At 42.2% G+C, this 15,199-nt stretch carries 12 protein-coding genes; 4 read left to right on the plus strand and 8 right to left on the minus strand.

The genetic code is table 11. The annotated features are described in order from the left end of the window. Positions 1 to 18: 18 nt before the first annotated feature. Positions 19 to 1,140, minus strand: coding sequence for an HhoA/HhoB/HtrA family serine endopeptidase (locus tag IM676_RS05275; protein WP_200989248.1), 1,122 nt, complete (start codon positions 1,138 to 1,140; stop codon positions 19 to 21). Positions 1,141 to 1,261: 121 nt separating this feature from the next. On the opposite strand from IM676_RS05275, the gene IM676_RS05280 reads away from it, so the two are divergent. Further along, a complete protein-coding gene (locus IM676_RS05280; protein ID WP_200989249.1) occupies positions 1,262 to 1,939 on the plus strand; it encodes a DUF305 domain-containing protein in 678 nt (225 codons plus the stop codon). 116 nt (positions 1,940 to 2,055) lie between these two features. Here the strand turns inward: IM676_RS05280 and IM676_RS05285 are convergent, their stop codons facing one another. Beyond that, complete coding sequence (locus IM676_RS05285) at positions 2,056 to 3,288, minus strand: ATP-binding protein (RefSeq protein WP_200989250.1); 1,233 nt, start codon at positions 3,286 to 3,288, stop codon at positions 2,056 to 2,058. Positions 3,289 to 3,912: 624 nt separating this feature from the next. Between IM676_RS05285 and IM676_RS05290 the strand changes: the two genes are divergently transcribed. Beyond that, the gene (locus tag IM676_RS05290) at positions 3,913 to 5,361 is read left to right on the plus strand and encodes a PAS domain-containing sensor histidine kinase (protein WP_225880456.1); all 1,449 of its coding nucleotides are present in this window, start codon (positions 3,913 to 3,915) and stop codon (positions 5,359 to 5,361) included. Between the two features lie 3 nt (positions 5,362 to 5,364). Here the strand turns inward: IM676_RS05290 and IM676_RS05295 are convergent, their stop codons facing one another. From IM676_RS05295 to IM676_RS05305, 3 genes are all read right to left on the minus strand, one after another. Further along, entirely contained in the window at positions 5,365 to 7,533 is a 2,169-nt protein-coding gene (locus tag IM676_RS05295) for an amylo-alpha-1,6-glucosidase (protein WP_200989252.1), read from the minus strand. Positions 7,534 to 7,547: 14 nt separating this feature from the next. Then, on the minus strand, positions 7,548 to 8,516 hold the full coding sequence (locus tag IM676_RS05300) for a TIGR03885 family FMN-dependent LLM class oxidoreductase (protein WP_200989253.1): 969 nt from the start codon (positions 8,514 to 8,516) through the stop codon (positions 7,548 to 7,550). Positions 8,517 to 8,918: 402 nt separating this feature from the next. Continuing rightward, positions 8,919 to 9,473 carry a CAP domain-containing protein gene (locus tag IM676_RS05305; RefSeq protein WP_200989254.1) on the minus strand — a complete coding sequence of 185 codons (555 nt, stop codon included), beginning with the start codon at positions 9,471 to 9,473 and terminating at the stop codon, positions 8,919 to 8,921. 66 nt (positions 9,474 to 9,539) lie between these two features. Between IM676_RS05305 and IM676_RS05310 the strand changes: the two genes are divergently transcribed. Next, complete coding sequence (locus tag IM676_RS05310; protein WP_200989255.1) at positions 9,540 to 10,571, plus strand: AI-2E family transporter; 1,032 nt, start codon at positions 9,540 to 9,542, stop codon at positions 10,569 to 10,571. 27 nt (positions 10,572 to 10,598) lie between these two features. Here the strand turns inward: IM676_RS05310 and IM676_RS05315 are convergent, their stop codons facing one another. Beyond that, on the minus strand, positions 10,599 to 12,161 hold the full coding sequence (locus tag IM676_RS05315) for a cation:proton antiporter (RefSeq protein ID WP_200989256.1): 1,563 nt from the start codon (positions 12,159 to 12,161) through the stop codon (positions 10,599 to 10,601). Positions 12,162 to 12,211: 50 nt separating this feature from the next. Between IM676_RS05315 and IM676_RS05320 the strand changes: the two genes are divergently transcribed. Continuing rightward, entirely contained in the window at positions 12,212 to 13,765 is a 1,554-nt protein-coding gene (locus IM676_RS05320) for a cation:proton antiporter (protein WP_200989257.1), read from the plus strand. Here the strand turns inward: IM676_RS05320 and IM676_RS05325 are convergent, their stop codons facing one another. After that, entirely contained in the window at positions 13,766 to 14,443 is a 678-nt protein-coding gene (locus IM676_RS05325; protein WP_200989258.1) for a potassium channel family protein, read from the minus strand. A gap of 156 nt (positions 14,444 to 14,599) precedes the next feature. Continuing rightward, on the minus strand, positions 14,600 to 15,133 hold the full coding sequence (gene infC, locus IM676_RS05330) for a translation initiation factor IF-3 (RefSeq protein ID WP_200989259.1): 534 nt from the start codon (positions 15,131 to 15,133) through the stop codon (positions 14,600 to 14,602). Positions 15,134 to 15,199 lie beyond the last annotated feature (66 nt).

Genomic DNA, 15,199 nt, shown 5'->3' on the forward strand with positions numbered 1-15,199 from the left:
TGTTCCTTTTGACTGTTGCTATGGTGTCGGTAAAGCTTCTGGTTGGAGTCTAATCTTTTGTCTGCTACCATCGCGGTTGATGGTGATGACCATGGTATTACCGATGTTGGTGGTTTCTACTTGTTGCTGTACTTGCTTGATATCTTCAATCCCTACATTATTAATACTTTCAATAATGTCACCGGGACGCAAACCGGCGCGAAAAGCAGGGGAGTTGCGGACGACTCCCAGAACAATTACACCGCTGTCCTGAGTAATTGTGATTCCCACATCACTTTGATTAATTTTCCCACGCAACTCAGGGTTTAACTGGGCCATTTGAATACCGATGTAGGGGTGAGATACTTTTCCCGTGGCGATTAATTGTTCTGCAATGCGTTGAGCAGTGTTGATGGGAATGGCGAAACCTAACCCTTGGGCTCCCTGGATGATCGCGGTGTTCATCCCAATCACTTCTCCTTGAGCATTCAGCAGGGGACCGCCAGAGTTACCTGGATTAATTGCTGCGTCGGTTTGGATAAAGTCAACTCGTTCTGCAGGTACACCCAGAGCTGCTACAGAACGCTGTGTAGCGCTGATAATTCCTTGGGTGACTGTATTATCTAATCCTAGAGGATTACCAATGGCGATCGCCCATTCTCCTGGTATTAAATTATCCGAATTACCCAGCTTCACTGTCGGTAAATTCGTGGCTGCAATTTTGACAACCGCAACATCAGTGACGGAATCAGCCCCCACCACCTCGCCTTGGAAACGGCGGCCATCCTTCAATATAACTGTGACATTATCTGCATTTGCTACCACATGGGCATTAGTAAAAATTAGACCATCGGATGTAGTAATAAATCCTGAGCCGAGACCCTGTTGTACTTCTTCCCTAGCCGGTAATTCTCCCCGGAAAAAACGCTCTAATATCGGGTCTGGAGGGATTTCCACAGTGCGGGTAGAGTCAATGCGCACGACTGCAGGCCCTACCTCTTGGACAACACGAGAGATGTAATTTACATCACTGTTAACCGTTGATTGTACTAGTGTATTTCCGGGTATTCGTGGTTGAGCATTCCTGACATCTCTAGTAGGGATACATCCGGTAAGGAATAAAACTAAACAAAAAACTGATCGCTGGAGAAGTCCTTTCATTTGTACGCTCTAGGACTGGGGAATGAATACCCAATCACCTCCTATTTTACTCAGGACGCAGAGCCTGGTTAATTAGACAGCTCAAAATATAATCGAGATCACGTCTTGTCAAGAATCAACCATGCAAATCTTATCTTTGAGAAATAAATTTTTAGCTTGGAGCTTTGTAGTGTTTACATCCTTTAGCGCGGGAGTTTTGACAGCTTGTTCCACAACTACCTCCCAAAACCCCAACCCCAATATCACCGCAAGTGAAACCAGTAATGATCACATTCATATGGATCATGCCATGGACTTAGGGCCAGCAGATGGTAATTATGATTTACGCTTCATTGATGCTATGATTTTACACCATCAAGGAGCCATAGATATGGCTCAGGAAGCACAGGAAAAATCACAACGTCCTGAAATCAAACAGCTAGCAGAGGAAATCATTACCGCCCAAAAGCAAGAAATTTCTCAAATGCAGCAGTGGCGAACAGCTTGGTATCCTAACGCTGGAGATCAACCTATGGGTTATCATACCGAAATGGGCCACATGATGCAGATGACAGCAGCACAAAAGCAAGCCATGATGATGAGCACGGACTTGGGTGTTGCTGATGATAAATTTGATTTGCGTTTTATCAATGGAATGATTCCCCACCATGAAGGTGCTCTAGTCATGGCCCAAGATGCTTTAGAGAAGTCTGTGCGTCCGGAACTGCAGGAATTAGCTCAAGAAGTGATCAAAGCCCAAGTAACAGAAATTAATCAAATGAAACAGTGGCGACAAGCTTGGTATAAATCGCATCTGTAATATTAATCCTCTGGTACCTTTGCGCATACCTCTGCGCCCCTGTGCGTTGAAAAAAGCCAATATACTCAACTATCCCGGATGGGATAGTTTCAACACAGTCATAATTACTTTCGCCCCTACCTAAAGGGAATAGTAACAATGAAAGTAGTCCCCATCCCCACTGCACTCTTCACAGCAATAGAAGCTCCGTGTAATTGAATACATTTGCTCACAATAGATAACCCTAAACCCATACCGTGAACATTACCTACATTGGTGGCGCGGTGGAAAGATTCAAACAATTTAACTTGGTCTGCTTCAGGAATACCAATACCTTGATCTTGAACAGTAAAAGTTACATCTGATTCGCTCATCTGGAGGTTAAACTCTACTGTACTTTGATGAGGTGAATATTTCAGAGCATTAGCAAGTAAATGGATTAATATTCGCCTGAGTAGTTTTTGATCCAAGTTCTCAATTACGCCAGATGGAGAATTAGTAGCAAAGACAATAGTGTGATGTGGCGCGCTTAATTGTATTTCTTCCCTTAACTGCTGACAAAAACTAATTAAATCTAAAGGCTGAGGTTTGAATTCTAACTGGCCATTTTCCCCTTGATTAATTAATAGAATATCATCTAATATTTCAATTGTGTATTTTACATAGGTGAGAATAAAATCTAAATGTTGTTTTCTCCTCTCCTCGTCGAGTTGGTCGCCAAAATCTTTTAAAATTCCGGCGGAGGAAGCAATTACAGATAAAGGAGTGCGAAACTCATGGGAAGTCATGGCTATAAAACGCGACTTCAATTCACTCAGTTCTCTTTCCCGCTCTAGGGCTTTCTTGATGGCGGGAATTACTGAAGGGAAATCTTCTAAATGTATGGAGTCTATGAAAAATTCAGAATTTTCATAGAGAGACTCACAGGAATCACGTGTTACTAAACCGACAAATTGCTCCTGTGTATCCACAATGGGTAAATGGTCAGTTTTGTATTGGTGTAACAAATTCAAAGCTATAAAAAGATTTGTAAATTGTGATTTTTCTAGCGTCACAGGATTCTGATTCATCACTTCAGCTAGGGTCGCTTGCTCCAGATTGACCCCCATGGCTATATATTTCGCAAGATCTTTTGGTGTGAAGATACCAAGTAATTTTTTGTTTTCTACTACCAGCACACAAGTGGGTTTTTCTCTGTAGTCCGCCAGATTAACATCTGATTCTACCAATGATGAGGTTAAATTAGAGGTGTCATCAACTTGACACATTAACCTCACAGCTGCAACGACTGGGGTTTGAGCACTCAGAATTAAGGGACAAGGTACCATAGCTTTGTGGATATCTGAGACACAAAAAAATTTTGTTGACATACTTGTTAATCATCTTTAAGGATTAAGGATTATATTGCTTTGATTAATAAATCCTGGTAGAGTCGAAAAATTATACTAACATTAACTTGTGTAATGAGTTTGATTTTTCCTAGAACAATATCAAAATAATTACTAAAATAGACTGGTTTGGCAATCCCAGTAATTCCTGATTAGATGTTCAGTGTTACACCTGAGGAGACATTATCCGTAAAGCCCCCATGTTCGGCGGGGGGATATGAGTTAACAACCGAATTTATTCGGTGACAAAATGCTAGAATACTTATCATTGGTAAGGACAAGGGTTTAAGTCTCGGTGGTGTGGACTATATAACCAAGCTATTTTCAACAGTAAAACTACTTGCTGCTGTACGGTTAAGTCAAACTGGAGTAAAGCAAAACCAGCAACTTATGCAATAGTTGCTCTCCTGATAACAGGATGAATTCAGGACTGGTAGAAAATCAATAGTATTGCTTGTTGAAGATGAGAACAAGATTTTATTTTCATAGGTGCAAATGTATAAGATTTTCAAATCATCAAAGTATTTTCACCCTCTATTATGGGTTTTAGTTTTACTGATAGCAGGGGTAGTAACCGACAAGCCAACCCTGGCCCTATCCCCATCTTTGAACTCTTCAAGTGCAGCACTATTACGTAATCAAGAAACTGAATATATACTCAATAATATTACTGTGGATAGCCTAGACACTAGGCTAAAGTTAACTAATACAGATGTAGTAAAAACCCAGGAAAGATTTATTGATCCTCGGTTAAGTATTTCACGACGTATCTATGGGTTATTAGGTTTCAGTAACAGGAAAGCCTTTGACTTTTTACCTGGACATCCATTGATTCAGGAGTTGTTTTACTTGGTGATCATAGCTTTAGTATTCTTTTTAGCACTGACTTGGTGGGGACATCTAAATTACCAGAGACATCAGCGCCGGAAAATTGCATCGGAGCCAGGAGAACTGGCGATGATCGTTAAAAACAGTTCTGATTTTATTGGTATAATTAATCTTAATTACCAACTAATATTTCTCAATCACTCTGGTAAAAACCTCATCGGTTTTTCTGGCGAAAATTCTTTAACAAAAGAAAATTTACGGGATTATATTCATCCAGATGACCGCTATTTATTTGCAGCCAAGATTTTACCCACTGTTCTCAAGATAGGTGATTGGGAAGGAGAAATCAGACTGCGCCATTTACAAACAGGAGCAGTGATTTATACTAGTGCTTATTTTTTCTTAATCCCAGAGGAGAAAACCCAACAACCAACTGCTATAGCATCGGTAATCAGGGATATCACTCCACTCAAGCAAGCCCAAAAGAATATTATTCAAACTTTAGCACAGGAAAAAGCCATTAGCGAAATGCGATCGCACTTGCTCACCATCGCAGCCCATGAAATTCGTACACCTCTAGCCATTATATCCTCATCTACAGGGATTTTGCAAAATTTTGGCGATCGCCTGAATACACAAAAAACACAAGCGCACCTCCAGACCATCCAACAAACCGTTCAGCGGGTAACTCAACTCCTCGATGAGTTAATGCTCATTAACCGCGCTGAAGCTCAAAACATGGAATTTCAAGCAGAATCTGGGGATATCATTGCTTTTTGTCGTCGTCTCACAGAAGAAATACAAACCACCACTAGCAAACATAGAATAGATTTCTCTTGTAGTTTAGATCAGCAAATGTCAGACGATTTTTTCATAGTTGAGTTTGACCAGAAACTGTTAAGACACATTCTGACTAATCTGCTCACCAACGCGATTAAATACTCTTTGGAGCACCATTTAGTCAAGTTTAGTTTGACCCAAGGAAAGCAGAAACTGATATTTAAAATCAGCGATAGTGGGATTGGTATTCCCGATGCAGATCAAGCTAAGTTATTTACATCTTTTCATCGCGGGTCTAACGTCGGTAAAATTGCTGGTACAGGTTTGGGCTTGTCCATAGTTAAAAAATGTGTAGACTTGCACCAAGGCACAATTTCCGTAGATAGTCAAGTAGGCAAGGGGACAACATTTACCGTCAGTATTCCTGCTGTTTTCCGGTCAACTTAAAAATTACTCCTGAAAATTACTCCTGAAATAACTTTCCTGTTTGACCTCCACCTCCCCAGATTTCACCACCGCATCCCAATGGGTAACTTCACCGTGTCGCCAAAACTGCAAATCTACACGGGAGTTACCAATTTCCACCTGCTGAAGTTCCATTTCCGGTAACCATGGTGGCAAATGTGGGTCAACATAAAGCAACTGATGGGGAGCATCAGCTTGTAAACCCAGTATAGCTTGGATGAGATGAAAAACCGATGCAGCAGCCCAGCCTTGAGGTACATTGGCCTGGATGTAAGGAACTGGAAAAGCTCCAGGTTGACGCTGAGTACCAGCAAATAGTTCTGGGAGGCGATAGCTAGCAAAATACTTGGACGCATCAAAGATACCGTGAGCAATTTGGGCGACCTCGTCAGTAAAACCATAGCGCTTAAACCCCATAGCGATGATCCCATTATCATGAGGCCAAATTGAACCTAAATGATAGGAATAAGGATTATAGGCTTGATTTTTGGTGCTTAAAGTGCGAACTCCCCAACCACTCCACATATCTGGTTGCATCAACCGCTGCACCACACGCGCAGCACGTTCAGGACTGGCGATACCACTCCATAAACAATGACCAGCATTGGAAGTGAGCGATCGCACAGGTTGCTTATCTGAGTCTAGAGCAAAAACATAACAGTCTAAATCCTCACTCCAGAAATGCTCTTCAAAGCGTATTTGTAATTTAGCAGCTTTAGTGCGTAATTCTTGAGCAAAATTTCCTTCACCCAGGACATCAAACACCTCCGCCATCCGCATCCAAGCATCAAACACATAACCTTGTAACTCACATAATGCTTTTGGTGCTTTTACCTGGCTTCCATCGGGATAAACCACCGCATCACCGGAATCTTTCCAAGCTTGATTTTCAATTCCCCCGGGTGATTGCATTTGGTACTCTTGAAAACCATCACCATCTAAGTCTCCATAATTATCAATCCACTCCAGACAACGCAGCACTATATCCCGGTTATCCTGGAGTAAAGAATTATCTCCTAACCACTTCCAGGTTTCATGCAAAGTAATCAGAAATAAAGGTGTAGTGTCAGCAGCACCGTAATAGGGTGTATGGGGGATTTTAGCAAAATATGCTAATTCACCTTGGCGGATTTCATGGAGAATTTTACCTGGTTGAGCATCCCGCCATTCATCTAAATCAGTAGCTTGTAACTCTCCTAATTTTTGCAGCGCCCCCCGAGCAAAACCGGGATGAACAATCATATTCTGCAAACTGATAATCAAGCTGTCACGACCAAACAGCGCCACAAACTTCGGTACACCTGCTGCGGGTAGCCAAATATCAGGGCCAAAATCGTAATCATATAATCGTAGTGAACCTAAATCTTCAATTGATTGGCGATACAGTCGCACTACATCCTCATTCGCGCAGACAATACCAGTTACCGAGTCCCGCCATTGACAATGTAGCCTTTCAATTTCTGTATTGATGGTACTTAAGTCTACCATATCTTGATAACAGAAATCAACAGCTTCACGCACGCGCTCATGATCAATCAGATTATATTTACAGCAAGTGTGCCAAGTCTGACTGGGTTCTAGTGATATCTCAAAGGTAATGCGACCGTTTGCATAGTAAGGTCGGGAGGTAAAGTTACAAGGTTTGTACATCAAACAACGGGAAAATGAGCCATTTGTATATCTGGTTTCTAGTTGATGTTCTGTTTCACACCATTTAGTTTGAATATGTCCCCGACGCACATATTCCTGTGATTCTACCTCGAAGATATCGGCAAAGTCTGAAGCTAAGGCAATTTCGAGATTAAATGTCACAGGTTGGCATGCATTATTAGTAATATCCAGATCCTCATGAATTCCTTCTTCTACCGTGCGGCTAATAATTAAGGATAAATCACCCTGGCTAACTTTTCCCTGTCTGCAAGTAAATTCAGGATTAATCAGATAAACCCGCGCTGCATAATATGTTGTGGTGGCCGAAGTTAGGCGAATCCAGGGATGACCATCAATGTAACAGCTATAGTTACTTAAAAACCTCGTGTCGTCTGCAAAAATTCCCAGATGACTATGGGGGTTGATTTGTCCACCCAGGTCAGTAGACATAAAGGTGCTACCATGGTTAATCATCAGAATTGGTGGGCCAACAGTTACTCGCATAGTTGATTGACTCCTTAATTATTACCTTGAAGGGCTGGGATGACCTGCTTACCAAATACTTCGATGAAATTCTGCTGTTGACGGTTAACGTTGTGGAGATAAATTTGACTAAAACCCAGTTCAATATCTTTGCGCAACCATTCAATGTGTTGTTGTGGGTCTGCTGATATGCGGATGTGTTTATACATATCTTCTGGTTTGACAAACTCCGCCATGTCCTCAAATTGCTGGGGATGACGCAAGTCTGCTAATACAGGACTGGAGAAAATATTTGTCCGCCATTGCTCAAATGCTCCCTCTAAAGCTGTGCTTTCCTCCTGTGCGTAAGAAAGTTGTACTTTGAGATACATGGGCTTACCTTCCCCACCACCCCGCCGGAATGCTTCCACTACTTCCTGTAACATTGGCTCTGGGTGAGAAATAGTGATCATTCCATCCGCCCAACTTCCTAACCATTCCGCAGTTGCTGGGGTAATGGCCGCACCAATAATCAATGGTGATTTGGATGGTATAGTATAAAGTCTTGCTTGTTCTACATTTACTAGACCGTAGTGGGTGATGGTTTCCCCAGTCCATAGGGTACGTATGACCTCGGCGCACTCTCTCAAACGCATATTACGGACAGTTTTGGCTGGCCAAAAGTCCCCTGTAATCTGTTCGTTTAATGCTTGTCCGCTCCCCAATGCTAGCCAGAAACGGTCGGGAAACATTTCACTCAGGGTCGCCGCAGCTTGAGCAATAATCGCTGGGTGATAGCGTTGTCCAGGGGCGCAAACTACACCAAAATTTAAGGGTGTAACCTGCATTGCAGCACCTAACCAGGACCAAGCATAACCGCTTTCTCCTTGGCGATCGCTCCACGGATGAAAGTGATCGGAACAAGACACACCACTGAATCCAGCTTGATGAGCGGCTTTTACATATTCTAAAAGAGCGCTCGGTTTAAACTGCTCGTGAGAGGCGTGATAGCCAAAAAATGCCATAGCCTTAACTCCAGTTTTATTACTCAAGTTTTCAGACAAATAAATTAATTTCAGGAAAATTCTTAGCTGAGAAATTTTATTTTATCTATGGAATTCATTGACTCATCAAAACCAAAAAGACAAAAACTCTTGAACTACAAAATTAGCGCATTTTTTTAACAATAAATGTTGCATATTGTCAATTATCCAATCATTCAAGACCTTTTTAATAGACAAAATTCCCCAGATAGATGTATAATCATACAGCCTAATTCTTAACGATTAACTCGGGTGATTGCACTACTAAAAGTGTGAATTATGGGAAAATTTGAACGCCAAAAAATCTATCTATTAGTCCATATTTTTATCAAAATATGACCCCATAGAAAGGTGCTGACATTTCACATAGTTCTTAATTGCTGTTCAACGCCGCAAAAACAGCTGAGTGATGTAATAGGTATTGTTAACTCGCCAAACTCCTACCCCAGTTTCTCTAAAAACCGGACGGAGAATATTCTCACGATGTCCAGGGCTTTGCATCCAACCATCAACAGCAACTTCCGCCGGTTGGGGAATATTCCTAGTTGTGAAAAGATTTTCACCTACCACCCAGTAGATAATACCACCAGCTTTAACTCTATCTTCTAGGGTGCTACCATCAATACCGGTATGACTGAAAAAGTTATTTTCTGCCATTTGTCGGCTGTAGTTACGAGCCACCTGTGCTAGTTTTTCATTATGCTCTAAAGGCGGAAGTTGTTCATCTTCACGCCTCTGATTAATCAGTTGTCGAACTAAAATCTCTATTTGGTCGTTTGTATTAGACTGGGCTGTTTGTGGCAACTGTGGTAAATTAGCTGATGGCATCTCCATTTCAGGTAACGGTGGTAAATACTCAATTACCTGTTCACACCCAGTTAAAAGCAGCGTCATTGCTGTTCCTACAATCCAAAAAACCTGAAATAATTGATTTTTCATCAGCAGTCCGATGTGATTGGTCAGTAGCGGCAATTTATGCGGTAGAGATCACGGATTATGGAAAATATGAAAATCGGCCAATTACTGGGATTTTTAGCACTGGTGATCTCACTTTATATACTCTGGGAAATTCGCCAGTTATTGTTACTCTTATTTACAGCTATTGTCTTAGCAACAGCAACCAGTCAGCTAGTGCGGCGCTTTCAAAGGTCGGGGATGCAGCGCATTTGGGCTGTGTGGCTGAGTGTGGTGATTCTCTTCGGTTTATTAGTTGGTTTTTTCCTGGTCATTGTCCCACCTTTTATCTCCCAGTTTCAGGAATTAGTACAGTTATTTCCTAGTGGAATAGCTCGCATTCAACAGATCATCACTTGGTTAGAAGGTACAATCATTGGCCCCTATGTGACGAACTTACCAGATATTAATAATTTAATTCAACAACTACAGCCATTAACTGAAAATCTCATTAGACAGGCGATCGCATTTTTCTCTACTGGAGTGACTGCCGTCTTACAATTTCTACTAGTCATAGTTCTAACTTTGATGCTGTTAGCTAATCCTCAACCCTATCGTAACGTATTTGTACGCTGTTTTCCGTCATTTTACCGTCATCGCGTCCAACAAATTTTGACCTTATGCGGTGAGGGCTTGGGAAACTGGACAATTGGCGCTTTAATTGAAATGGTATTTATTGCCTTTTTAAGCGGGTTAGGACTGCTAATTTTACAAGTACCCTTAGCACTGGCTCATGCGGTACTTGCGGGATTACTCAATTTTATTCCCAATATTGGACCGACTTTAAGCGTAATTTTACCCATGACTATCGCCTTTCTTGATACACCATGGAAGGCGATCGCGGTTTTAATTCTATACGTGATTATTCAGAACATAGAAAGCTATTGGTTAACACCCACAGTCATGGCCAAACAGGTAGCGCTTTTACCAGCTTTTACCCTCACAGCACAAATCTTTTTCGCCAGCTTCTTCGGTGCTTTAGGGTTAGTCATGGCGCTACCCTTGGCGGTAGTTGCGAAAACCTGGATAGAAGAACTGGTATTTAAGGATATTTTAGATAAGTGGAACAAAACCAGTCGATAAATAAGTCGATAAATATATGATCTTTGTTTAGCCCTTACCATTTTCCCACACATCTGTCAGCATCGGAGCTAGTTCCGTATTTAACCGACCAGCGCGGACAAACTCCGCATAAGTATCAGCCTCAATAGCCAAGAGCTCATCTTGGAACTGTTCAGTAATAAAAGTACTAAGATGAGGATACTCAAGCTGTAACTGGTCGATTTTGCTTTGTAGATTTTTCATCTCACCTTGAATTAGTGTCTCCTGGTAACGGTAAAACTCAGGGTTAATACCCGGACGGTGGTCTTTTTCCAGGCGTCGCAAAACCCTTTCTAAAGCTACATAACGAGTAGCAAATTCTAAATATTGCTCACGTAGAGGCGCATCACCCAACAGATTTAACTTTTGCAGCAAAGGTTTAATGGTCAACCCCTGAACTAGTAGAGTAAATAAAACCACTCCAAACACCGTCGCAATAATTTTTTCTCGCTCCGGTAGTCCTATCGGTACACTTAAAGCTAAAGCAATAGCAACAGAACCACGAACTCCACCCCACCATAAAACCGTTTGTTCAGGTAAGGGGATTTGATATTGGGTAATTACAGCACTCAAATTGCTGAGAAGATAAATACTAATAGCCCGCATTAAAATCATAGTTGCGACTGTGATGGCAATGATTTGCAGGTTTTCCCCCAAAATACTAAAGCGAATTTGGTCGCCAATCAACAAGAAAACTATAGAATTTACAAAAAATGCTAAAAAAGCCCAAAATTCCGAAACAATAACCCGAGTGCGGGGGTTCATACCTATACGAGAGCCAAAGTTACCTAAAATTAACCCTGTGGTCACCACTCCAATCACACCGGAACCGCCCAACTCCTCCACAATCAGGTAAGTACCGTAAGCACAAACCAGAGTTAAAGACTGTTCCACCATGGGTAAATCAAAGCGTTGGGTGAGATAAGAAATACCAAAGCCAATTAATCCCCCCACTGCTACCCCAATCCCCGTGACTACCCCCAGCTGTAATAAAATCGGCTGGATACCCAATTGAGCATTTCCCAAGGACAGGGCCAGCAAAAAACCAAAGGCTACTACCGCCATGCCATCATTAAATAAGCTTTCGCCCTCCATCATCGTGGTGAGACTTTTACCCACCCCCAACTCCCGGAATAAAGCGGTTACAGAAACCGGGTCAGTGGCGGATAAACTAGCACCAATCAGTAAGGCTGTGGTTAGGGATATCCCCCCTAGTTGATTTAGTCCCACTGCTACACCTGCAATGGAGATTACCACCCCTAAAACTGCGTATAGGCAAATTGTCACCAAATTCCGCTTTAACTCCTCCCAGCGCAAATTCCACGCGGCTTCAAATAATAGGGGCGGTAGAAAAATGAATAAAATTAACTCAGGGGAAAGGGTGACTAGACGGACATCGACAAAGGCTAACCCTAAGCCGACAATCACCAGGAGTAAAGTATATGGTATATGACGAAACCAACCAACTACCTGTGGTAAGGTGGCTACTCCCAAAGATACGGAAAGCACTAACAGAAACTGTTTGAGGTTCGTTGTGATGATTTCTTCACCAATTGCTGTTTCTATGAGCATAAGTGGAAATTAGTAGTATTTTATATTGAGTGAGTTAGGTCAAAATACCAGTGGATGTTACTGAATTAGTCAAAGTTTCAATTATTCTTCTGTTGGTGGCTACAGGTGTGGCGCTGCTATCGCGGCGTCTGAAAGTGTCCTATGTCGCCGGTTTAGTGTTGGCGGGACTAGCAATTACGGAATTCTTACCCCGTCGCATTGGTTTAAATGATTCTCTCATATTAAATTTATGTTTACCAATTTTGGTGTTTGAAGCCGCAATTAATACTGATATTAGCCGTTTACGTAGTACTGTTAAACCTATTGCTTTGTTAGCCGGACCGGGAATTGTGATTTCTGCGGCGGTGACAGCAGTAATTTTAAAATGGGGACTGGGTCTGAATTGGATAGCTGCACTGTTAACTGGGGTGATTTTAGCAAATACTGATACTGTGTCAGTGATTGCTGTGTTCAAGGAGGTATCTGTCCCGGCCCGACTGTCTAGCATTGTGGAAGGAGAAAGTTTATTTAATGATGGTGTAGCGCTGGTTCTATTTAGCTTAATTTTACAATTTCAGATCCCTGGCTCTGTGATCATCCTGGATGGTTTTCAACAATTGTTTGTGGTTATCCTGGGTGGTACTTTGGTGGGCTTAGTTATGGGTTATTTGAGTACGGGTTTATTTATCCGTTCCGATGAGCCCCTTAGTAGTATTTTACTGACATTGGCGGTGGCTTTGGGGACTTTTCAGGCTGGGCAATTGCTGGGTGTATCCGGTGTGGTGGCTGTGGTGGTGGCTGGCTTAATTGTGGGGACTAAGGGTATTGCAGGTGATGTGTCGGCTTCTACTCGTTTGACTTTACTTACTTTTTGGGAGTCTCTGGGTTTTGGTGTCAATAGCTTGATTTTTTTGTTGATTGGTTTGGAGGTTGACCTGACAACTCTCTGGTACACTCTACCAGGGGTATTATTAGCTATTCTGGCTTACCAAATCGGGCGGATAGTTTCTGTGTATCCTCTGTTGGCAATGGTCAGTTGGTTTGACCGTCCTATACCTTGGCCTTGGCAACACCTTTTATTTATCGGTAATATTAAGGGTTCCTTGTCTATGGCCTTGGCTTTAAGTATACCCTCTGGACTGGCGGAGCGAGAACGCATTATTGCCGTTGTCTTTGGGACGGTTTTACTGTCTTTGGTGGGACAAGGTGTGAGTTTACCTTGGTTAGTTAAAGGTTTAAATTTATCTGAGTTTTCCCCTTCGCGTCACCTGGTGGAGGAAATGCAAGCAGAATTAATTACCGGTAAGGCGGCCCAGGATGAATTAGATAGTCTGCTCAAGTCCGGAGTATTGCCGAAATTTGTCTATGAGGAGATGCGTTCGGCTTATCAGTTGAGAATTGCTAATGCAGAAAAGAGACTGAGGGAATTTTATAATCGTCGTCCTGAGGAGTTTGGCAGTAAAAGACCAGATGGCAGTAAACTTGATGCTATCCGCCGCCGGTTACTTCTGGCTGAAAAAGCAGCACTGACTGAAGCTATGCGTAAGGGTATCCTGTCTGAGGCAATTTTACGCGATCGCTGCCAGACTATTGATGAAAAATTATTACAACTTGAGGATGATTAATTACTTGCTACCTTGCAGAAAATCAATAACTTGGTGTAAAAATCCTGCTTTAGTGACAATTAACACTGTCGATTCTGGTTCTAGGATGGTACTACCATTGGGGATAATTAAATCTGTCTGGGGATGAGGTTGATAACCAATAATTAAAGAACCTTTAGGAAATTTAGGATTTTGAGCAATTTCCGCCACACTACTACCAACAACATCGGAATTATTAGGGATCACCAGTTTCAAAACTTCGATTTTTCCCTGTTCAAAATGCATGATTGATTCTACTTGTGGATACTCAATGGCATTCACCATGGTGGAAACCGCTAATTCTACAGTGCTGATGATATGATTAGCGCCAGCTATACGCAACGGTTCAGTAAAATCACGGTGACGCATCCGGGAAATCATCAGGGGAACCCCATAGTGTTTACCCAAGGTTACCATGGCTAAGTTCAAAGCATCACTTCTGAGCACAGCTGCTAAAGCATCGGCTTTGCGTATTCCTGCTTCTAATAAGGTGTCTGTACTGACGGCGCTACCTTCAAAAGCCATTGCTCCCACTTGTTCACGAGCATAGCGACAGGCGTGAGGATCATGATCAATTAAGGCTACTGTATGCCCTAGTTCTAGTAATTTTTGTGCTAAATTTAGCCCAACTAAGCCGGCTCCACCTATAAGGACATACATAGTAATTTCTCTGGGGTATTTAGACTGGATAAATTGCCAAAGTCCCGAGCATCTGAGTATGATTTTAATCACTCAGCGCCCAGGACTATCAACTTTGCAGCGACTTCCCCAACTAGGGGTCATCTATTATGCTGGATATCTGGAAAAATCGGAGAATTATTTTTTGGGCGAAATCAGCATCATCATATTTCTGCCTTCTTTTTTCGGCGCTTGCTGTAGTTCACCCAGGGACTCTAAATCTTTGGCCATGCGCTTAAGCAAATCTTCTGCTAAATCAACGTGTTGAATTTCTCGACCCCGGAACATTACAGTTGCCTTTACTTTATCTCCATCTTTGAGAAAGCGCTCTGCTTGTTTCACACGTACGTTATAGTCGTGTTCTTCAATTTTATAGCGCATCTTTACTTCTTTTACGTCAGCTGTGTGTTGTTTTTTCCGGGCTTCCCGTGCCTTCTTCTCCTGCTCAAACTTGTACTTCCCATAATCCATGATTCGACAAACCGGTGGGTCAGCCTTATCACTGAGCAATACTAAATCTAGCTCTTTTTCTTCGGCTAGTTGTAGTGCTTCTTGTGGTGGCATAATTCCTAATTGGGCGCCATCAGTGTCAATGACTCGAATCTTGGGGAACCGGATGCGTTCATTGATTTGGGGTAGATCGCGAGTTCGTTTTTTCTCAATCACAGGCATTATGATTATGGAAGCTCTTTTGTAGTTAAGATGTGGTTTGGTCTTGGTTTACTTGGCTTGCTTTGG

It is taken from the genome of Anabaenopsis elenkinii CCIBt3563 (assembly GCF_015245355.1).
Classification (GTDB): Bacteria; Cyanobacteriota; Cyanobacteriia; order Cyanobacteriales; family Nostocaceae; genus Anabaenopsis; species Anabaenopsis elenkinii.